General features: G+C 54.1%; 17 protein-coding genes and 1 tRNA gene. 14 read left to right on the top strand and 4 right to left on the bottom strand.

From position 1 onward, the window contains the following. The first annotated feature begins 136 nt into the window (after window positions 1-136). The 5 genes from tssF (at window position 137) to E0L21_RS08890 (ending at window position 5,710) form a co-directional block, all read left to right on the top strand. A complete protein-coding gene (gene tssF, locus E0L21_RS08910; RefSeq protein WP_131408644.1) occupies window positions 137-1,891 on the top strand; it encodes a type VI secretion system baseplate subunit TssF in 1,755 nt (584 codons plus the stop codon). Continuing rightward, window positions 1,855-2,940 carry a type VI secretion system baseplate subunit TssG gene (gene tssG / locus E0L21_RS08905; protein WP_131408642.1) on the top strand — a complete coding sequence of 362 codons (1,086 nt, stop codon included), beginning with the start codon at window positions 1,855-1,857 and terminating at the stop codon, window positions 2,938-2,940. Before tssF ends, tssG begins: the two co-directional genes overlap by 37 nt. Then, entirely contained in the window at window positions 2,918-3,463 is a 546-nt protein-coding gene (tssJ, locus tag E0L21_RS08900; RefSeq protein WP_131408640.1) for a type VI secretion system lipoprotein TssJ, read from the top strand. The genes tssG and tssJ overlap by 23 nt, the downstream gene beginning before the upstream one ends. After that, window positions 3,463-3,900 (top strand): type VI secretion system baseplate subunit TssE, encoded by a 438-nt coding sequence (gene tssE / locus E0L21_RS08895; RefSeq protein ID WP_131408637.1) that lies wholly within the window; start codon window positions 3,463-3,465, stop codon window positions 3,898-3,900. The genes tssJ and tssE overlap by 1 nt, the downstream gene beginning before the upstream one ends. A gap of 400 nt (window positions 3,901-4,300) precedes the next feature. After that, window positions 4,301-5,710: a VasL domain-containing protein gene (locus E0L21_RS08890; protein WP_131408635.1), complete on the top strand. Its 1,410-nt coding sequence runs from the start codon at window positions 4,301-4,303 to the stop codon at window positions 5,708-5,710. 456 nt (window positions 5,711-6,166) lie between these two features. Here the strand turns inward: E0L21_RS08890 and E0L21_RS08885 are convergent. Next, window positions 6,167-6,242: transfer RNA gene (locus E0L21_RS08885), tRNA-Phe, on the bottom strand. A 105-nt stretch (window positions 6,243-6,347) separates the two neighbouring features. Next, window positions 6,348-7,064 carry a DUF554 domain-containing protein gene (locus E0L21_RS08880; RefSeq protein WP_131408633.1) on the bottom strand — a complete coding sequence of 239 codons (717 nt, stop codon included), beginning with the start codon at window positions 7,062-7,064 and terminating at the stop codon, window positions 6,348-6,350. A 399-nt stretch (window positions 7,065-7,463) separates the two neighbouring features. Between E0L21_RS08880 and E0L21_RS08875 the strand changes: the two genes are divergently transcribed. Further along, window positions 7,464-9,599, top strand: coding sequence for an ornithine decarboxylase (locus E0L21_RS08875; protein WP_131408631.1), 2,136 nt, complete (start codon window positions 7,464-7,466; stop codon window positions 9,597-9,599). Window positions 9,600-9,637: 38 nt separating this feature from the next. On the opposite strand, the gene E0L21_RS08870 is transcribed toward E0L21_RS08875, so the two are convergent. Both E0L21_RS08870 and E0L21_RS08865 read right to left on the bottom strand, forming a co-directional pair. Next, entirely contained in the window at window positions 9,638-10,330 is a 693-nt protein-coding gene (locus E0L21_RS08870) for a response regulator (RefSeq protein WP_131408629.1), read from the bottom strand. After that, on the bottom strand, window positions 10,320-11,957 hold the full coding sequence (locus E0L21_RS08865; RefSeq protein ID WP_131408627.1) for an ATP-binding protein: 1,638 nt from the start codon (window positions 11,955-11,957) through the stop codon (window positions 10,320-10,322). The genes E0L21_RS08870 and E0L21_RS08865 overlap by 11 nt, the downstream gene beginning before the upstream one ends. A 335-nt stretch (window positions 11,958-12,292) precedes the next feature. Here E0L21_RS08865 and E0L21_RS08860 point away from each other — a divergent pair, with 335 nt between their 5' ends. From E0L21_RS08860 to citG, 8 genes are read left to right on the top strand one after another with little or no spacing between them, the layout of a single operon-like run. Beyond that, window positions 12,293-13,657 (top strand): 2-hydroxycarboxylate transporter family protein, encoded by a 1,365-nt coding sequence (locus tag E0L21_RS08860; RefSeq protein ID WP_131408625.1) that lies wholly within the window; start codon window positions 12,293-12,295, stop codon window positions 13,655-13,657. Between the two features lie 21 nt (window positions 13,658-13,678). Continuing rightward, on the top strand, window positions 13,679-14,542 hold the full coding sequence (locus E0L21_RS08855) for a fumarylacetoacetate hydrolase family protein (RefSeq protein ID WP_131408623.1): 864 nt from the start codon (window positions 13,679-13,681) through the stop codon (window positions 14,540-14,542). A gap of 16 nt (window positions 14,543-14,558) precedes the next feature. After that, window positions 14,559-15,578 (top strand): [citrate (pro-3S)-lyase] ligase, encoded by a 1,020-nt coding sequence (gene citC / locus E0L21_RS08850; protein WP_131408621.1) that lies wholly within the window; start codon window positions 14,559-14,561, stop codon window positions 15,576-15,578. 17 nt (window positions 15,579-15,595) lie between these two features. Continuing rightward, complete coding sequence (citD, locus tag E0L21_RS08845; RefSeq protein ID WP_020455183.1) at window positions 15,596-15,889, top strand: citrate lyase acyl carrier protein; 294 nt, start codon at window positions 15,596-15,598, stop codon at window positions 15,887-15,889. Then, the gene (citE, locus tag E0L21_RS08840; protein ID WP_086873483.1) at window positions 15,886-16,761 is read left to right on the top strand and encodes a citrate (pro-3S)-lyase subunit beta; all 876 of its coding nucleotides are present in this window, start codon (window positions 15,886-15,888) and stop codon (window positions 16,759-16,761) included. Before citD ends, citE begins: the two co-directional genes overlap by 4 nt. A gap of 10 nt (window positions 16,762-16,771) precedes the next feature. After that, a complete protein-coding gene (gene citF, locus E0L21_RS08835; protein ID WP_131408619.1) occupies window positions 16,772-18,298 on the top strand; it encodes a citrate lyase subunit alpha in 1,527 nt (508 codons plus the stop codon). Continuing rightward, window positions 18,295-18,834: a citrate lyase holo-[acyl-carrier protein] synthase gene (gene citX, locus E0L21_RS08830; RefSeq protein WP_131408617.1), complete on the top strand. Its 540-nt coding sequence runs from the start codon at window positions 18,295-18,297 to the stop codon at window positions 18,832-18,834. Before citF ends, citX begins: the two co-directional genes overlap by 4 nt. Beyond that, window positions 18,812-19,639 (top strand): triphosphoribosyl-dephospho-CoA synthase CitG, encoded by an 828-nt coding sequence (gene citG / locus E0L21_RS08825; protein WP_131408616.1) that lies wholly within the window; start codon window positions 18,812-18,814, stop codon window positions 19,637-19,639. Before citX ends, citG begins: the two co-directional genes overlap by 23 nt. The last annotated feature ends 31 nt before the right edge of the window (window positions 19,640-19,670 follow it).

Here is a 19,670-nt window from a genome sequence, read left to right as displayed (position 1 = left end):
TATGTATTCCCTCCAGCAATTTGTGGTGAGTCAGCTAATTACTTGCATCCATATTTACACTTTCAACAGCACCCTCTTCATTACCCTATCGAATTTTAAATACTGAACATTCAGCAATGAGTTAGCAGAAATTATTATGGATGATTTAACCCTGCGTTATTACGACGCTGAAATGCGTTACCTGCTGGAAGCAGGTGAAGAGTTTGCCCGTGCTCATCCTGAGCAGGCGGCAATGCTTAACCTCAATAAAGCAGGTGCCCGTGACCCCTATGTGGAACGCCTGTTTGAGGGCTTTGCTTTCCTCATCGGGCGGCTGCGCGAGAAGCTCGACGATGACCTGCCGGAGCTAACCGAAGGATTGGTTAGCCTGCTGTGGCCACATTACCTGCGCACGATACCGTCGATGTCCGTGGTGGAGTTCACTCCCGACTGGCGTGAAATGAAAGAGCAGATGCGTATCGTCAAAGGCTTCGAGGTGAACTCGCGGCCGATCGGTGAAAAGGGTACCCGCTGCCGGTACACCACCACCAAAGAGATCACCCTTCAGCCGCTGTCGCTTGAGCACGCAAGTCTGATAACCGATCCTGATGGCCGGTCGGTGATTACGCTGCGCTTTAACTGTAGTCAACTTGCAGACTGGAGCCGTATCGATCTCAGCCTGATCCCGTTTTACTTCAATGCTGACACACCGCTGGCCTGCGCCATGCATGAAGCTTTTACCATGAATATTGGCCGTCTGTGGTTGCGGATGTCGGGTGATGTAGAGAGAAGACCACTTGACGGGTATTTCACCGCTCTCGGGTTTGGTGATGACGACGGTCTGTGGCCGAAGGGGGAGAGTAGTTTCAGTGGCTATCAGTTGCTACTGGAGTATTTCACCTTTCGCGAGAAATTCATGTTCACCGGGCTGCGAGGGCTGGAGGCCGTCACCTTTCCGGCTGATCTCTCCTGGTTTGAAATAGATGTGGTCCTGGCTGAGCGCTGGGAGCATGACTTCAGCTTCACTGAAAAGCACTTGCGTCTCAACTGTGTGCCGGTGATCAACCTGTTTCCGCTGGAGTCAGACCCGCTGACACTCGACGGATTGCAGACGGAATACATGTTGCGCCCGATGCGTGTGCAGGATGGTCACACAGAGATTTATGCGGTGGATTCGGTGATGTCATCCAGCCAGCATACCTACGTCCCCTTCACGAGCTTCCGCCACAAGGGGGGAATGATGCGCCATGAGGCGCCGGAATATTACTGGCACACCCGTGTGCGTCGTGGTCCATCCGGGTTGCATAACACCTGGCTTATTCTCGGTGGTGAAGCCTTTGATAACCATACCATCCCGGAAGATGAAAGCCTTTCTCTGACGCTCACCGGCACCAATGGTCAACTGCCTCGCCGCTCGCTGCAGAGCACCGTGCTCGACACGGTGATGAAAACTACCTCGGTCAGCATTGCTGTTCGCAACCTTTGCGCCCCGACGCTTCCCTGTTATCCGCCGGCACAGGACAGGTTTCACTGGCGTGTACTCAGCCACCTCGGCAGCGGGTTCCTTTCGATGATGGATAATGCCGACGTGCTGCGTGGCACCCTTGCGTTGTATGAGTGGACCAACCGTGAGATGAACCGCCGTCGTCTGGAGAGCATCATCGATGTGAAACACAGCGAAACTGAGCGCTTTGAGCAGGGCTACCTGGTGCGCGGTGTACAGATAGAAGTGATGTTGGATAGCCACGGTTTTGCCGGGCGTGGCGACATCTGTCTGTTCGGCGAGATGCTGAGTCGCTTCTTTGCGCTCTACACCGACATTTACCTGTTTAATCGCCTGATTATTATTCTGCAACCGACCGGAGAACGTCTGGAATGGGAAGAGAAGCACAATCGCCGTATTCCCGGCTGACCGCGCGGCTGGAGTCTGACCTCAACCGGATCAATTTCTATCGTTTCTGCCAGCTACTGGAGAAACTGAATCCGGACAAGCCGTTGATGGGTTCAACCAGCCACCCGGCAGATGACCCGGTGCGCTTTGCGCCGCATCCAGGGATGGGCTTTCCGGTCAGTGAGCTGAAGGCGATTGAATACAATGAACACGATGACAGCAAACCGCCGATCATCCGTGCCACGTTTATGGGATTGTACGGCGTAGATTCCCCTCTGCCGACGGCATATCTCGATGATATTGCCCAGCGTCGGGAAGGACATGAGGCGCTGCAGGGTTTCCTGGATATCTTTAACCACCGCATTCTGACGCAGTTCTACCGCATCTGGCGCAAGTATTCTTATCCGGCCACGTTTGAACGTGGTGGCACCGACAATATCTCACAGTCATTGCTGGGGCTGGTGGGGCTGGGTATTCCCGGCACGGCTGAACATATTGCCACGCCAGTATCACGCTTTCTGGCTCTGCTTGGCGTGTTGCGTCAGCCGGGTAAAACCCAGGAGGGGATACAGGCACTGGTTAGCTTGCTGGCTCCGGATACCACTGTGCAGGTCAGCCCTTACTGTCTGCGCCCGATAGATGTGAGTAAGCCTCTGGGCTTTTACGGAGATGAGGATTTTCTGCTGGATGGCAATACGCCGCTTGGCGACGAAGTGCTGGATGCCAACAGTCAACTGCTGATTGCTCTTTCCACGGATAACGAACAGGAATCGCAGGGCTGGAGGCCGGATGGCCTGCTGTATCAGGATTTGCTGGTTATGCTGCGGGTATACCTGGGCTGGCGATTCAGGGCAAAAATTACCCTGACCATTTGTAGCCGCCTGCTGGCTTTCATGCCGTTGGGCGAAGGCACTTTCTGGCTTGGGATAAACGGCGTACTCGGTGTGGAAGGTGATGAACTTCCGGACGATATCCCGCAGAGCTTTACGATAGAGTTGGGCTACTACACAGGACTGGAACCTGCGAAAACACAACAAGGAAACCGACGTGTTACGTACAAATTTAACTAAGGTCGCGTTCTGGCTACTGCCTGTGCTGGTGTTCAATCTGGCGGGCTGCGGGGTGACGCAGGGCATCACGGATGGCACCAAATCGGCATTTAACGCCGTGTTCTACAAAAAGATTAAGGTACTACACCTGGATTTCACTGCTCGTGAAGCACTGAACACTGATGCCCGTGAGAACAACGTGCTGTCTGAATCGGTTCTTGTGCGGATTTATCAGCTCAAAGACAACAAAACCTTCGACCAAAGTGTGTACCAGCAGCTACTGAAAGACGGTGAAAAGATTCTCGGAACTGATCTTTTGGCTACCCGCGATGTCGTGCTTAAACCGGGCGGAGACGTGCTGCTCGATATGCCATTGGAAAAGGACGCGAATTACGTGGCCGTGGCCGGATTGTTCCGGCAACCCGATCTGGTGAAAAATACATGGAAGTTGAAGATAAACCGTGAAGAACTCGATCCGGATACCCCCCGGGTGGTTGAAGCCGGGAATAACTCTATCAGGCTGCTACCGGTAAAGGACGAATAATGCCTCAGAGCCAAAACTCTCCTTCTTTATATGAAATGCTCACCGGCAATTTCGCCGGTGGCCTCAACCTTCAGCAGGTCAATGAAGAAAATCAGGTCATACTTTCCGTACTGGACAATATGCAGCGCGTTATTAACTGTCGTGCAGGCACATTGGCGCACCTGCCGGACTATGGACTGCCTGACATGACCAAAATCCTCGAGGGCATGCCGGGGACGGCGCATGTACTGATGGGAACCCTCTCCTCCGTCCTGCTCAAATATGAGCCACGCCTGAAAAAAATCGCCGTTGTACTGCTGGAGCAGGAAGTCCCCGGGGAACTGCGTTATGCCATAGACGCTGAACTCAAAGATATTGGCCTGGTGCGTTATGGCACAGATTTTAAACCCGAAGGGCGGGTTCTGTTGCGACACCTTAAGCAACAGCAGTATCTCTAAACGATAACCCGTACGTAAGGCCAGGGAAGATAGTGTTCGTAAAATCACAGTTCCTGCAAAAGTGACCGTCCCGACAATCTCTCCGCTTCGTTCATCAGTGAGCGCCTGGCTGATATCGCTACATTTCGCCAGTGAATGAAGCCGTGTCAGGAACAGGTGGAAGAGTGGCTGATGCATAAGAAATACAGCGTCACGCAGAAGATACGAACAGATAAAGAGCTTGAGCGCCAGCGTTTGTAGCTTGAACAAAAATTCAGGACATACATCAGCAATATCTTGTGCCAAATCCATTTCCCACCGCGCAAAGCACGGCTTGCATATGCGATCTCAGATATGAGCTCCTTTGCTGACAATGCCTTCAAAACCTTCCGTTCTATACAAGTTAATTGGATATCTGGTCATGAATGACATTTCCCCCCGTAAAATCAAAACCGGTAGCGACCCGCGTACCCTGCCGGATTATGCCACCCTGCGCGATGAACTGAGCAAACTGACCCATCCGGCACGCCCGGACGTGAACTGGCGATATGTAGAAAAGCTCTGTCTTTCACTATTTGAGCAAAATGGCGTGGAGCTGCAGACGGTCGCCTGGTACACGCTTACCCGAACGCAACTGGCCGGATTATTCGGTCTGAATGAAGGCCTGGCAATACTGGAGGCCCTCATAAGTCATCAGTGGGGAGCGCTCTGGCCGCAGCCTGTACACGCCCGCATGGAAATTCTCAGCAATCTGAGCCAGCGCCTGCAGCAACGGATGCGCGCGCTACCGCTAAACTACAGCGACCTCAGCCAGTTGTATCGAGCGGAGCAACTGCTTACGAGTCTCGGCGCGGTGCTACAGCGCCTGGAGCTTAAACATCTCAGTCAGTTCGACACATTGCGTACGCTGATACACAACAGTGCCATCAAGATGGAAAACAGTGATGATGTATCCGGCTCAGGTGCAACCATTCAGACTGGTATCATGCTGCCTGCGACAGTAATGAATGGCGCAGAAGTATTAAGTGATGCTCTGCCTGGCATTCCTGTGACAGAAAAGAATGAACCGGCCAACACGGCAAAGTGGGTTTATGTGGCACAGCCCGAACATCAGCCGAATGTGGATGTGCTGGCGGCGATACCGGTACAGGGTAAAAAGTGGAAATCCTTTGCCGCCGGGATGTGCTCTATGCTGGTGATCAGTGCGGCAACGGTGTGGGGCTGGCATGTCTTACGCCGGCCTGATCCGTTACAGGCTCAGCTTGCTGCATCGCTGGCACCGTTACCCGCAACACTCACGCCCGCGCAACTTGATACGCTGTATCAGCACGCTCCCATATCGCAACCCTTGATCGCAGACACGCAGCAGCAGCTCATGCGCTTAGGCCAGTTGCCACCTGACTGGAATATTAACTACAGCCGTCAATTGGTCGAACAGGCTCAGTCGCTCTGGCCTGAGCAGGCGAAACCACTGGCACAGCAGTGGCTTCGGCAATTGAACGCTGCCAGCATACCAACAGAAAATCTGAATGGCTGGCATCAAGGGATGACGAAGTTACAGCAACTGAGTAACCAACTGAGTGGGCTGGATGGGCACAAGGGTAAGTACATGACGGTCAGTGAGCTGAAGTCATCCGTCTTTGGCATGATGACCAGCTTTCAGCAGACTGAACCGACGGAGGAACAGCTTCGTCAGATTCATCTTTTGCCAGTCGGCTCTCCTCTGCGGCAGCAACGCATCCGGCAACTGGAACAGTATCTCCGGTCACAGATTTATACACTGGGGCAGATTAAAAACAGCACACCTGTAACGGAGTTGCTGCACGAATAATCGGCAAATCACAGCACCCTCTGAACGAGTAAAGAAACAACTTTTGGTGAGGATAATTATGGCCGGTTCCCCATACAGAAGATTGCGCCACATTTGGCAGAGTTATAAGTACCGTCACGTGCAGGAAACGGTGTAGCAAGAACGATCTCTTGCCCGTGGTTGGAGATGAGCTTACTGCACTGATTTTGGGGCAGGGTCAATTTGGCCGGGAGCTCAAAAAGCGCATGGAACTAAGGCGGGCTATTTAGAGTATCTCTTAAAGCAAAAAACCGCCTTTTGCGCGAGTTCTTCAGAAATAGTCGTGCCTGACTCAGACCCGCAAGGAGTTGAACAGCGCGCTTGTCGCGCTGGCTCCGAAGGGGGAGCCGCTTGCGGCGAATATTCGAACGCAGTTCGATGGAGAGTCCGCATCCCCAAAAGCAAAAACCCAGCCATAGGCTGGGTTCTCTGAATAAGTGGTGCCCGGACTCGGAATCGAACCAAGGACACGGGGATTTTCAATCCCCTGCTCTACCGACTGAGCTATCCGGGCAACGGGCCGCATTAAACCTGATTCGCTGCGCTCCGTCAACGAAATTTCTTCAATTCGTTGCGGACTGCACAATCTATCACCACTTTGCACATAATGCACGTTCGCTCAGGCAAAAAATGCTGTCCACAGGGCAGAAATCGGCATCGCAATCACCAGTGCGGGTAGCATATTCGCCACGGCAAACATCTTAATGCCGCAGATGCGCAACCCGGTCGCCAGTAGCAAGATGCCGCCAACGGCGGTGAAATCACCCATCATTGCGGGCGTGGTCAGCGGCAGGATCAGCGTTGCGCAGGTGGCGAGGGTAAGCTGGATAATCAGCATCGGCACGGAGATCATCGCGACAGCAAAACCGAGTGAAGTGGCGAAGATCACGGCGGTAAAGAAATCGAGAAAAGCTTTGGCGATAAGAATACTCGGATCGCCGGTCATCCCTTCACGCATGGCGCCAAAAATCCCGGTACCGCTGGCGCAGAACAGAATAATGATTGCCACCAGGCTCTGAATAAACGACTCGTGAGCGCTGTTGGCATCACCGTCTTTGCGTTTTTGCAGCAGGTTTCGTAGCGCGTTGACGCCACCGCTGATGCCGCGCTCAACATAACAGAGCTCGCCAATTAACGTACCGACCAGCGTGGCGAGCACCATTACGGGCAAATTCACGCATTTGATCACCAGCAAAATACCGAGACCCAGCGACGCAAGACCGAAAATCGAAGGCATTGAGGAACGGATGCGCTCGGGCAGGCGGTGGCTGAGCAACGCGCCAAGGGTACCGCCAATCAGTACCGCGGCGGCGTTAATAAAAGGACCTGTAAGCACGAGTCACTCCTGTGTTTCATATAACTGAATAATATGCCGTGTAGAATAGCATTTTTATGCGCAACCACGCCCGGCCTGGTTGCGCCTCTTTGGGAAAGGTGACATGATTGCGCGAATTTTATTCCACCTAACGGGAGCTGTCTGATGACGTACATCGCCGCTGTTTATCATGCGCTTTGCACCTGCATACAGTCGGGTGCCCGTGTCATTTTACCCCATACTTTTCTCACCATGCGGTGAGGGTAACGCACGCTCACTGTAGGACAACAGTAAGATCAGAAGCTGTCTGCTTTTACTGATGTCTGGCGGTCGGAGCTGGTTCCAGTCAGACACGTTCGTTGGGCGAGGCAACTGCTTTGTCCGGGGTCTTTTACTCCCCTGAAACGGGTATTCGTGCTTATGAAATCAATGAAAATTGCCGTCAGCCGCGAGCTGATATCTGCGCTTTCCACCCACCGCGAAGTGGTGACGCTGGAGAGTACCGATTTTACGGATGTTGCGGCAGTCGTCATGACATTAGCGGAGAGTCGCAGCGGCATTCTTGCGTTGCTCAAACGGACGGGGTTTAACCTGCCGGTTTTTTTATTCACTCAAGAGCCGGAGACCACGCCGCAAGGTGTGACAGCGGTGATCGGCGGTAAAGATCAGGATTGGCTGGAGCTGGAAACCGCTGCCTGTGACTATGAAGATAATCTGCTGCCGCCATTTTTCGATACGCTGCGCCAGTACGTCGAAATGGACAACAGCACGTTTGCCTGCCCCGGCCATCAGCACGGTGAGTTCTTTAAAAAGCACCCGGCGGGCCGCCAGTTTTACGAATTCTTCGGCGAGAACGTTTTTCGCGCCGATATGTGCAACGCCGACGTCAAGCTTGGCGATTTGCTGATCCACGAAGGTTCGGCCAAACATGCGCAGAAGTTTGCCGCGAAGGTGTTCAACGCCGATAAAACCTATTTTGTTTTGAATGGCACCTCTGCCGCCAACAAGGTGGTGACCAACGCGCTGTTAACGCGGGGCGATCTGGTGCTGTTCGATCGTAATAATCACAAATCCAACCATCATGGCGCCTTGATCCAGGCCGGTGCAACGCCGGTCTACCTGGAAGCGGCGCGTAACCCGTTTGGTTTTATTGGTGGCATTGACGATCACTGCTTTGATGAAACTTACCTGCGTGAACTGATCCGCGAAGTCGCGCCGGAAAAGGCAGATCAGCCGCGTCCGTTCCGCCTGGCGGTGATCCAGCTTGGTACTTACGATGGCACGATCTACAACGCACGGCAGGTGATCGACAAGATCGGCAGCCTGTGCGACTACATTCTGTTTGATTCGGCCTGGGTAGGATACGAGCAATTTATCCCGATGATGGCGGACTGCTCGCCGCTGCTGCTGGAGCTGAACGAGAACGATCCGGGCATTTTTGTCACCCAGTCGGTGCATAAACAGCAAGCCGGGTTTTCACAAACCTCGCAGATCCACAAAAAAGATAACCATCTGCGCGGGCAGGCGCGTTTTTGTCCGCATAAACGGCTGAACAATGCCTTTATGCTGCATGCGTCAACCAGCCCATTTTACCCGTTGTTTGCCGCGCTGGACGTTAACGCCAAGATCCATCAGGGCGAGAGCGGGCGTCGTCTGTGGGCAGAATGCGTGGCGCTGGGCATTGAAGCGCGCAAAGCGATCATCGCTAACTGTAAGATGATCAAACCTTTTGTGCCGCCGGAAATCGCCGGGCGACCGTGGCAGGATCACCCGACAGAAGTGATCGCCCGCGAGCGGCGCTTCTTCAGTTTTGAGCCGGGCGATAAATGGCACGGTTTTGAAGGTTATGCGCACGAGCAATATTTTGTTGATCCCTGCAAGCTGCTGCTGACTACGCCGGGCATCGACGTGGAAACCGGGGAATATACTGAGTTTGGCATTCCGGCCACTATTCTGGCGCACTACCTGCGTGAAAATGGCATTGTGCCAGAGAAGTGCGATCTCAACTCGATCCTGTTCCTGCTGACGCCGGCTGAAAGCGCCGAGAAGATGGCGCAGCTAGTGGCGATGCTTGCCCAGTTCGAACAACATATTGAAGATGACACGCCGCTGGCCGACGTGCTGCCCACCATCTTTAACAAGTATCCGGTGCGTTATCGCGACTACACACTGCGTGAGCTATGCCAGGAGATGCACGATCTGTACGTGAGTTTTGACGTAAAAGATCTGCAAAAGGCGATGTTCCGCAAAGCCAGCCTGCCAGCGGTAGTAATGAACCCGCAGGATGCCAATAGCGAGTTTATTCGCGGCAATGTTGAGTTGGTGCGTATCAGTAAGGTGGAAGGGCGCATCGCTGCCGAAGGCGCGCTGCCCTATCCACCGGGCGTGCTCTGCGTGGTGCCGGGAGAAGTGTGGGGCGGTGCGGTGCAGCGCTATTTCCTCGCGCTGGAGGAGGGGGTCAATCTGCTGCCAGGCTTTTCACCGGAACTGCAGGGGGTTTATTCCGAGACCGATACCGACGGCATCAAGCGCCTGTTCGGTTATGTACTGAAGTAGTTTTTTGGCCCCTCATCCAGACGCGATGAGGGGTAGTCTCATGCGGCAACGCGGCGGTACATACGCCTCGGGTGACCAATTTTCCCGTACTGCATCTCCACCGCCAAAAAACCGGCTTCCACACAGTGTTCAAGATAGCGTCTGGTAGTGGTTTTACTTAGCCCCGTTTCGTTCACCACTTCATCGACGGAGAAACAGCGCGCGATCTCGTCGGCAAACAGCTTCTGAATCAGCGCCAGTGTACTCTCTTCAATACCTTTACTGCCGTTATCCTGGCGGAAATTCTTTGCCTGTAACTGGTAAAGCGAGTCCACATTCTGCTGGTCGACAATTTTCCACACCCGCTGCTGCTCGGCGAATTGCACAAAGCGCTCCAGCGACTGGCTCAGCCGCTTCCACGACACGGGTTTGAGAATATAATCGAACGCGCCATTGCGGATCGCCTGGCTACAGGTGTCCATATCGCTGGCGGCGGTAATAAAAATTACCGAGCAGTTTGCCTGAATAATCTGCGGATCGTTGATAAGGGTAATGCCTTTACCATCCGGTAAGTAGTTATCCAGCAAAACTAGTTGCGGCTGCGTGTTGCTCAATAATTCGCGCGCTTCGGCAAGTGACGAGGCAATACCAACCAGGCGCAGGCGTGGGTGTCTGCTGACCAGTTCCGCATTAAGCTGCGCAAGCGTGTTTTCATCTTCTACTATCAGCACGTCTATCAGTTCATGTTGCATAATTCTGATCTTCCAGGGTCGGCACGGGACGCAGTACGTTGCCCGTTTCAGGAATAAACAAAGAGAAAATCGTGCCGCGAGGCTCGTTAGCGGAGACCTCAATCGATCCGCCCACTTGCGTAACATAGCTGGCTATCAGGTACAGACCGATACCGTGATCGCCACTGCGCTTGGTGGTCATCCCGCGTTCAAAAATGTGATCGCGAATCGACGGGTCAATACCGATACCGCGATCCGCCACTTCAATAATCAATTCCCGTTCGTTCAGCAAAATCAACACTTCCACTGGTTCATGCGGCAACGCGGCACGCTGGGTCGCTTCAATGGCGTTATCCAGCAGGTTGCCGATGATCGAGATGATTTCCGCTTCACCCAATAACCGGCATGGTCTGTCCATCTGACACAGGGGATCAAAGGCCAGTTCTACACCTTTTTCACGGGCGCGCGCCGCTTTACCCAGCAGCAAGCCGCACAGCGTCGGCGAGCTAAATCGCGAAGAGATAAAGTCCAGCAGCTCCTGTGCATGCTCTGACTGTGCCTGAATGTAACGCACGGCTTCATCGTAGCGCTCCATATGCAGCAGCCCAGAGAGCGTGGTCATTCGGTTCAGTTGCTCGTGGCGCATAACGCGCAGGTTATCAACATAGCGTTTCACCTGGCTTAGTTGCGCACTCAGCGTATCTATCTCGTTGCGATCGCGAAAGGTGATCACCCAACCCTGCAATTTATCTTCCAGCATGATGCGCACCCGGCTGGCGATGACTGTCAGCTGGTTGAAGCGGCAAATCTCGTCATGTGTGTCATTTTCCAGCATGACCGAGCGTACGAAAAATGGCACCGGGGAGATAACCTCACTTATATTTTGCCCTCGCAGTGCGCGAGTAGGCTGGCTTAACCCCAGTAATTTGCGGGCTGCCTGATTGATCACTTCGATGCGCAGATCGCTGTCGATAGCGATCACCCCCTCGTAGATCGACTCCATCATCGCCTTCTGTTGGCGCACCAGCAGGCCAATTTCCCTCGGCTCAAGGGAGAAGATCTGTTTTTTAATGCTGCGGGTAAAGAACCAGGAAAAGATAAACAGCGCCGCCAGCAGCAATACAGCGGCAATAAAAATATTAATCACTTTACCGAGCGTGATGGTATCGAGATAACTGGTCAAATACCCCACCGACACAATCCCGATGACGCGCCCGGCATCATCAAAAATCGGCGCTTTACTGCGTAACGAAATACCCAACCCGCCTTTGCGGATAGTGGTGATGCTTTTTCCGCGCAACACCTCGGTATTATCGTCACCCACTAGTGTTTTTCCGACCACATTAGAATGGACTGAATGAAATAAATGCATGCCTTTGTCATCGCCAATAACAATAAAGCTTGCATCGCTATGCGCTACTACTTTATGCATAAATTGCGTGATGGCTCGAATATCTTTCTCGGCAACCGATTGGCGTAAATTCGGAATAATCGCTATTTCCTCGGCCTGTATTTTTGCCCGCGCGCTCATTTCCTGATATAGCTGGCGACCAACATCCTTGTAATAATAAATGCCAAGCAGCACGAACAAGCCGGAGAAGAAAAGCACCAGCGAAATAAAAAGTTTGATTTGAAAGGATACTTTCATGACGGTACGCACGGCAGCCAGCAAAGCGCCAATGTAGCATCTTTTTGCGAACGCGTACGCAGTTTACTGGAAACTTGTGATCCCTTGCACAGCCAGCGCTGACGCGGAAAAACGATCTGTTAAATATTCTTTTTTGGAAATGTTATTAACTTGTATTTCTATTTAAAAAAACCATAAAAACCACGGCAATAATTAAGGCGTAAATCACACAAAATAAAAGAAACCATAAAAACCATAGGCGCCATTAAAACTCCCGTTTTAATATGCTATCCCTCACATAAAGTACGCGTTTAGCCCTTTACTCTACAGTCACAAAATAACCAAGGGGCTTAATTATGAGCACAACTGACGATTCATTTTCTGTTACCTCTGAATCGCTGGCGATTCAAAAAACATCACTTAAGGATAAGTGGTGGCACATTATGGATACGTGGAAAGTTGGGATTATTCCACTGCCATTATTCCTGCTAGCCGGCGCGTTAATTGCTATCGATTGTCTTGGCGGCAAGTTGCCGAGCGATATCGTCGTCATGGTAGCAACGCTGGCGTTCTTCGGCTTTGCCTGCGGTGAGTTCGGTAAACGTCTGCCGATCGTGGGCAAACTGGGCGCAGCGGCGATTTGCGCCACCTTTATTCCTTCGGCAATGGTGTATTACGGTTTGCTGCCGGATGTGGTGGTCGAGTCCACCACCAAGTTCTACAAATCCACCAACATTCTCTATCTCTACATCTGCTGCATCATTGTCGGCAGTATCATGAGCATGAACCGCACCACCCTGATTCAGGGCTTCCTGCGTATTTTCTTCCCGATGCTGTGCGGTGAAATCGTGGGCATGCTGGTAGGGATGGGCGTTGGCCTGGCGCTGGGTATGGAGCCGTTCCAGATCTTCTTCTTTATCATTCTGCCCATCATGGCGGGTGGTGTAGGTGAAGGTGCAATTCCGCTCTCTATCGGTTACGCCACGCTGCTGCATATGGATCAAGGTGTTGCGCTGGGTCGTGTATTACCGATGGTGATGCTGGGCGGTTTGACTGCAATCATTATTTCCGGCTGCCTGAACCAGTTGGGTAAACGCTTCCCGCATCTGACCGGCGAAGGCCAACTGATGCCAAACCGCAGCAACGGTGATGAACAAGCGCCGGCTGCACCCGCGTTTTCCGGTAAAACTGATGTCACCACTATTGCGGCGGGCGCACTGCTGGCAGTGTTGCTGTACATGATCGGGATGCTTGGCCACAAACTGATTGGCCTGCCTGCACCGGTCGGTATGTTGTTTGCTGCCGTGCTGGTTAAGCTGGCGCACGGTGTTTCTCCGCGCCTGCTGGAAGGTTCTCAGGTGGTCTACAAATTCTTCCAGACCTCTGTGACTTACCCAATTCTCTTCGCCGTGGGCGTTGCGATTACGCCGTGGGAAGAGCTGGTTCACGCTTTCACTCTCAATAACCTGCTGGTGATCGTGAGTACCGTTTCCGCGCTGGTTGCCACTGGCTTCTTCGTAGGTAAAAAGATTGGCATGCATCCGATTGATGTCGCCATCGTTTCCTGCTGCCAGAGCGGTCAGGGTGGTACAGGGGATGTTGCCATCCTGACTGCCGGTAACCGTATGAGCCTGATGCCGTTTGCACAGATTGCGACCCGTATTGGCGGTGCGATCAATGTGTCGGTATCGCTGCTGGTTCTTGGCAATTTCCTCGTCTGATTAAGCATTACAGGAACTGATATGAAACTCGCAAGCTTTGTCCATCAGGGGATCCGTAGCTACGGCATCGTTAAGGCTGATGGCGTCATCAATCTGGGCCAGCGCCTGGGCGACCGCTACGGTGATTTGAAATCGTTGCTCGCGGCCGACGCGCTGAGTGAGGCGCAACAGCTGAGCGGTGAAGCGACGGATCTGCGCTTTGACGATCTCAACTTCCTGCCGGTTATTGAAAACCCGGGGAAAATTCTCTGCGTCGGCATGAACTACGCCGAAAAACGCAAAGAGTTCGATCAACATAACCCGGCGCCGACGCTGTTTGTGCGCTTCGCCGATTCGCAAACCGGGCATAACGCGCCGGTGCTGAAACCGCGCCACTCCAGCGAATTCGACTACGAAGGTGAGCTGGCAGTGATCATCGGTAAAGGCGGTGAAAACATCTCTCGTGACGCAGCGTTAAGCCATGTCGCAGGTTACAGCTGCTACATGGATGGCTCCGCGCGTGACTGGCAGCACACCTGGTTCACCGCAGGTAAAAACTGGCGGCAGACCGGCGCGTTTGGCCCATGGATGACCACGGCGGATGAGATCCCTGATCCACATCAGCTCGCCATCCGCACTTGGTTGAATGGTCGTATGGTGCAGGATGACAACACCGCCAGCATGATCCACAAAGTCGCCGAGCTTATCGAGTACATCAGCACCTTTACCAGCCTGACACCGGGCGACGTCATCATCACCGGCTCACCGGGCGGCGTGGGTAAGAAACGCAATCCGCCGCTGTTTATGAAAGCGGGCGATCGCATCGAAGTGGAGATCGAAAATATCGGTCACCTCAGCAATGTGATTATTGATGCGCCAGCCCATGCGCTGACGGCAGCGCACTAAGGACGAAGGCAATACGATGCAAGCACGACCCTCCATCGACTTCCGTGTTGCGGAAGTCAACGGCAATACTCAACGGCTGGCCTCTATCCGCACGTTGCTCGCAGACAGTGGTTTAGGAATGGACAGCGATATCACCACTTTCGTTGAAGCCTGGTCGGGAAACCGGCTGGTGGGTTGTGCAGGTCTTGCCGCCAACGTCATTAAGTGCGTAGCGGTTGAGGAACAGTTGCGTGGTGAAAACCTTAGCGCACGACTGTTAGCCGAAGTAGAGCACCTGGCGCTGGCGCGCGGACATTTTCATCTGTTCCTGTGCACGCGCCCTTGCAATCGGGAGCGTTTCCAGCACAGCGGTTTTTGGCCGGTGGCCCAGAGCGGCAACAACGCAATATTGATGGAAAATACACCGTCTGGCATTCAGCGTTACTGCCGCACTTTGCAGGCGCACCGCGTTGCCGGAAAGCGCATCGGTGCCATTGTGATGAACGCCAATCCTTTCACGCTTGGCCATCGCCATCTGGTTGAGCAGGCTGCACAGGCCTGCGACTGGTTGCATCTGTTTGTGGTGCGTGAAGACGCCTCGTTCTTTCCTTTCTCCGCTCGGTTGAAAATGGTGAAAGCAGGCGTGGCGCACTTACCAAATGTCACGGTTCACGAAGGCTCTCAGTACATTATTTCCCGCGCTACCTTTCCGGCCTATTTCCTCAAAGAGACCGGCAAAGTGCAGCAGGCGTGGAGCGAAATCGACCTGCTCATCTTCCGAAACCATATTGCCCCGGCGCTGGGTATTACCCACCGCTTTATCGGCAGCGAGCCGTTTTGCGATATCACCCGCCAGTACAACCAGACTATGCATCAGTTGCTGGCAGGTGCGGTCGAGGTGGTGGAAGTTCTGCGCATTAAAGCGACCGGCACCGCCATCTCCGCCTCGGAAGTGCGTCGTTTACTTAAAACACACCAGTTTTCCCGTATTCGGGAAATTGTACCGGATACCACTTTTGCGCACCTTGAGTCTCATTACAGCGCGGAAGTCGCTTAAAAATCAGGAAAATAACTATGAAAATTGTAAGGGAGGCGCTGGCCGGGACGATGGAGTCCAGCGACCTGATGGTGAAAATCGCCCCCGCAGAAGGCGAGCTGGATATTGTTATCCATAGCGAGGTGATGAAGCAGTTCGGCGATCAAATCCGCAAGGTGGTGGATGCCACGCTGCGTGCGATGGAAGTCCGCCAGGGTTTAATCATCATTGAAGACAAAGGCGCACTGGACTGCGTTATCCGTGCCCGTCTGCAAAGCGCTATTCTGCGCGCTGCCGAAGGCACGGAAATCGACTGGGGGAAACTGCTGTGAAAAAACTACGTCGCAGTATGCTGTTCCTGCCAGGCGCTAACGCCGCCATGCTCTCCACTGCCTTTATCTACCGCCCGGATTCGATCATGTTCGACCTGGAAGACGCGGTAGCGCTGCGCGAGAAAGACACCGCGCGCCTGCTGGTGTTTCATGCGCTGCAACACCCGATGTATCAGGATATGGAAACCGTGGTGCGTATTAATCCATTGAACACACCTTTTGGTCTGCCGGATCTGGAAGCGGTGGTTCGCGCCGGTGTCGATGTGGTGCGCTTGCCGAAAACGGATACCCCAGAAGATATCTACGAACTGGAACGCCACCTCGAGCGCATTGAACTGGCTTGCGGACGTGAAGTGGGATCGACTCGCGTGATGGCGGCGATTGAATCGGCGATTGGCGTGATTAATGCCGTCGCGATTGCGCGCAGCTCGCAGCGCTTAATTGGTATCGCGCTGGCCGCGTTTGACTACGTAATGGATATGCAAACCGAACGCGGAGACGGCACGGAGCTGTTCTACGCTCGCTGCGCCGTCCTGCACGCTGCGCGCGCCGCCGGGATTGATGCGTTCGACGTAGTGTGGTCAGACGTAAATGATGAAGCCGGTTTCCTGCGCGAAGTCGATCTTGTGCGCAAAATGGGTTTCAACGGCAAGTCGCTGATCAACCCGCGTCAAATCGATCTGCTGCATAACGCCTATGCGCCAACCCAGCAGGAAGTAGATCACGCGAAAGTGGTTATCGAAGCGGCGGAAGAGGGCGAGCGCAACGGCCTGGGCGTGGTTTCGCTGAACGGCAAAATGATTGACGCCCCCATTATTAATCACGCGCAGATGGTGCTGGAACGTGCGGCTGCGTCCGGCGTGCGTCGTTAAGGACAGAACAATGAATCAAACCGAGCTTCTTCACGTTAATTTTCCTCATCTGCGTGATTTAAAACCCTTTGATAGCGCTCACGCGGCGACACCGTGGCTAGCGGATATCAACACCAAACACACGCGTAAACTCTGCGCTACGCTGGAAGACGCGATTGCCCGCAGCGGTCTGAAAGACGGCATGACCATCTCTTTCCACCACGCATTTCGCGAAGGCGATCGTGTTATTAACAACGTTGTGGCAATGCTGGCGCGGCTGGGTTTTAAAAACCTGACGCTGGCTTCCAGTTCGCTGATGACCTGCAACGATGCACTGATCGAGCATATTCAGAACGGTGTGATTTCGCGTATTTACACTTCCGGGATGCGCGGCAAGCTGGCGGATGCTATCTCTCACGGATTGATGGCGGAACCGGTTCAAATTCACTCCCACGGTGGCCGCGTGAAGCTGTTGCAGGATGGCGAGCTGAATATTGATGTCGCTTTTCTTGGCGTGCCGTGCAGCGACGAATTCGGCAACGCCAACGGCACACAGGGGAAATCCTGCTGTGGCTCGCTGGGTTACGCGATGGTTGATGCGCAGTTTGCTAAAAAAGTAGTGTTGCTGACCGAAGAACTGGTGCCATTCCCGAACATGCCAGCGAGTCTTGGTCAGGATCAGGTGGATCTGATTGTGCAGGTGGAGAGCGTGGGCGATCCGGCGAAAATCAGCGTCGGCGCGGCACGCGTCACCAGCAATCCGCGAGAGCTAATGATCGCCCGTTATGCCGCGGATGTGATCGAGCACTCCGGTTATTTTAAAGAGGGCTTTTCCATGCAGACCGGCTCCGGCGCAGCAGCGACCGCGGCGACGCGTTTCATGGAAGAAAAAATGGAGCGCCACGGCGTAAAAGCCCGCTTCGCACTAGGCGGCATCACCGGTAGCCTGGTGGATCTGCATGAGAAAGGGTTGATTGAAAAACTGCTGGATACGCAGTGTTTCGATGGCGAAGCGGCGGCTTCGCTGCACCGTAACCCCAACCATGTCGAGATCTCCACCAACGTTTATGCTAATCCGGGCGGTAAAGCTGCAAGTTGCGATCAACTGGATGTGGTGATCCTCAGCGCGCTGGAGATCGATGTCGACTTCAACGTTAACGTCATCACCGGTTCTGATGGCGTGATGCGTGGCGCATCCGGCGGCCACTGTGATGTCGCGGCAGCGGCGAACCTCACCATTGTTGTCGCGCCCTTGCTGCGTAGCCGCATTCCTACCGTCGTGAAGCGCGTCACTACGTTGCTGACACCAGGGGAAAGTATCGACGTGCTGGTCACCGATCACGGCATCGCTGTTAACCCGGCGCGCCCGGATATTCGCGAGCGTTTGCTGGCAGCAGGCCTGAAAATCGTCGACATCGAAGCGCTTTACCAGCGTGCGATTTCACTGACCGGCGAACCGAAACCGATCGCTTTTACCGACCGCATTGTTGGCGTGATCCGCTATCGCGATGGCAGCGTGATTGACGTTGTTCGCCAGGTTAAAGAGGACAATCTATGACCACACTGACGCCCGTGAGAGCGGGCGTCAGCCTCGAAGCGCTGCTGGCGGCGAAAGATAGCCGCGCGGCGCGTCAGGCTGACTGGCTCGCTCACTATCAACACCCGGTTATTTCGCTGACGCTGGTCACTCCCGGTGCGGTAAAAGACAGTATTCGCTACCGCAATACCATGGGGGTGGCGCTACAGGCATGCGACCAGTTGCTGTGGCAAAACCACTGGTGTGTGCTGGACCGACAGGTGTTGTGGCTGCCAACCGGTGCGGAAGCGCTGTGGTGCGTGGAGCATCCGGCGGTGGAAATCAAAGCGCAATGCGTAGAGATGGAACAGACTCATCCGCTTGGCAGACTGTGGGATTTCGATGTGTTCTGCCCGAAAGAGGGGCAGGTTGGGCGACATTCGCTGGATTTAAATACCCGCCGCTGCTTGGTATGTGATGAGCCTGCGCACGGTTGTGCGCGTTCACGTCGCCATTCGGTAGAAGATGTGGTGGCTCGCGTGGAGAGGTTAATCGATGGCTGGTTTGCTCGCGACTAAATCCGTCATAGCGGACGTGCCTGAACTTGCGGCGCAGGCGCTGCGCCTTGAGCTGGATTTAACCCCCAAACCGGGGCTGGTGGACAGAGCGAATAACGGCTCGCACCAGGATATGGATCATGCGCTGTTCTTAAAGAGTATTGCGGCGATTACGCCGTGGTTCACGGTGTTTGCCGGGGCGGGAAAAGCCCATGCGCGGAAACCGGCCAGTGAACAGCTACGGCTGCTGCGTCCGATGGGCATTGCCTGTGAACAAGCGATGTTCACGGCGACAGAGGGCGTGAACACACATAAGGGCGGCATTTTTTCTCTTGGCCTGCTCTGTTTCGCCGCCGGACGTTTGCAAGGACAAGGGCGCATGGTTAGCGCTGACGCGCTTTGCCAGCAGGTGAGTGAAATCTGCTGTGGCTTAGTGGCACGTGAACTGTCTGATCGCCCACAGGCTATAACGGCGGGTGAAAAACAGTTTCGCCAGTATGGGCTGACGGGCGCGCGCGGTGAAGCAGAGCAGGGGTTTATCACCGTGCGTCGCGCGGTGTTGCCGTTCTGGCACCAGGAGCACGGGGAGCGGCGGTTACATAACGCGTTGCTGCGCCTGATGGCCGCGAACCGCGACAGCAATCTGGTATCACGCGGTGGTATTGAAGGACTGCACTACGTCCAGGATTATGCGGCGAGATTGTTGGTATCTGGCTGGGATAGCGACGCGCTGCGCGAAATGGATGATGCGTTAATGGCGCGCCGTTTAAGCCCCGGCGGTAGTGCGGATCTGCTGGCGGTAGCCTGGGTTCTTGCCGGGCTGTAAAACGTCCATAAAAAATCATCTGTATAGCAGA

Origin of the sequence: Kosakonia quasisacchari (assembly GCF_004331415.1) — a bacterium.
Taxonomy (GTDB): domain Bacteria; phylum Pseudomonadota; class Gammaproteobacteria; order Enterobacterales; family Enterobacteriaceae; genus Kosakonia; species Kosakonia quasisacchari.
The sequence above is the reverse complement of the archived record's forward strand: the minus strand, read 5'-3'. Positions and strand labels throughout refer to the sequence as shown.

What these genes read in the sequence shown, in the direction of transcription:
- E0L21_RS08875 (WP_131408631.1), top strand. Translation starts at nt 7,464, where the DNA reads ATGAAATCAATGAAAATTGCCGTCAGCCGCGAGCTGATATCTGCGCTT.
- citD (WP_020455183.1), top strand. Translation starts at nt 15,596, where the DNA reads ATGAAAATTGTAAGGGAGGCGCTGGCCGGGACGATGGAGTCCAGCGAC.
- E0L21_RS08855 (WP_131408623.1), top strand. Translation starts at nt 13,679, where the DNA reads ATGAAACTCGCAAGCTTTGTCCATCAGGGGATCCGTAGCTACGGCATC.
- E0L21_RS08860 (WP_131408625.1), top strand. Translation starts at nt 12,293, where the DNA reads ATGAGCACAACTGACGATTCATTTTCTGTTACCTCTGAATCGCTGGCG.
- E0L21_RS08865 (WP_131408627.1), bottom strand. Translation starts at nt 11,957, where the DNA reads ATGAAAGTATCCTTTCAAATCAAACTTTTTATTTCGCTGGTGCTTTTC.
- E0L21_RS08870 (WP_131408629.1), bottom strand. Translation starts at nt 10,330, where the DNA reads ATGCAACATGAACTGATAGACGTGCTGATAGTAGAAGATGAAAACACG.
- tssG (WP_131408642.1), top strand. Translation starts at nt 1,855, where the DNA reads ATGGGAAGAGAAGCACAATCGCCGTATTCCCGGCTGACCGCGCGGCTG.
- citC (WP_131408621.1), top strand. Translation starts at nt 14,559, where the DNA reads ATGCAAGCACGACCCTCCATCGACTTCCGTGTTGCGGAAGTCAACGGC.
- tssE (WP_131408637.1), top strand. Translation starts at nt 3,463, where the DNA reads ATGCCTCAGAGCCAAAACTCTCCTTCTTTATATGAAATGCTCACCGGC.
- E0L21_RS08890 (WP_131408635.1), top strand. Translation starts at nt 4,301, where the DNA reads ATGAATGACATTTCCCCCCGTAAAATCAAAACCGGTAGCGACCCGCGT.
- citG (WP_131408616.1), top strand. Translation starts at nt 18,812, where the DNA reads ATGGCTGGTTTGCTCGCGACTAAATCCGTCATAGCGGACGTGCCTGAA.
- citX (WP_131408617.1), top strand. Translation starts at nt 18,295, where the DNA reads ATGACCACACTGACGCCCGTGAGAGCGGGCGTCAGCCTCGAAGCGCTG.
- tssF (WP_131408644.1), top strand. Translation starts at nt 137, where the DNA reads ATGGATGATTTAACCCTGCGTTATTACGACGCTGAAATGCGTTACCTG.
- citF (WP_131408619.1), top strand. Translation starts at nt 16,772, where the DNA reads ATGAATCAAACCGAGCTTCTTCACGTTAATTTTCCTCATCTGCGTGAT.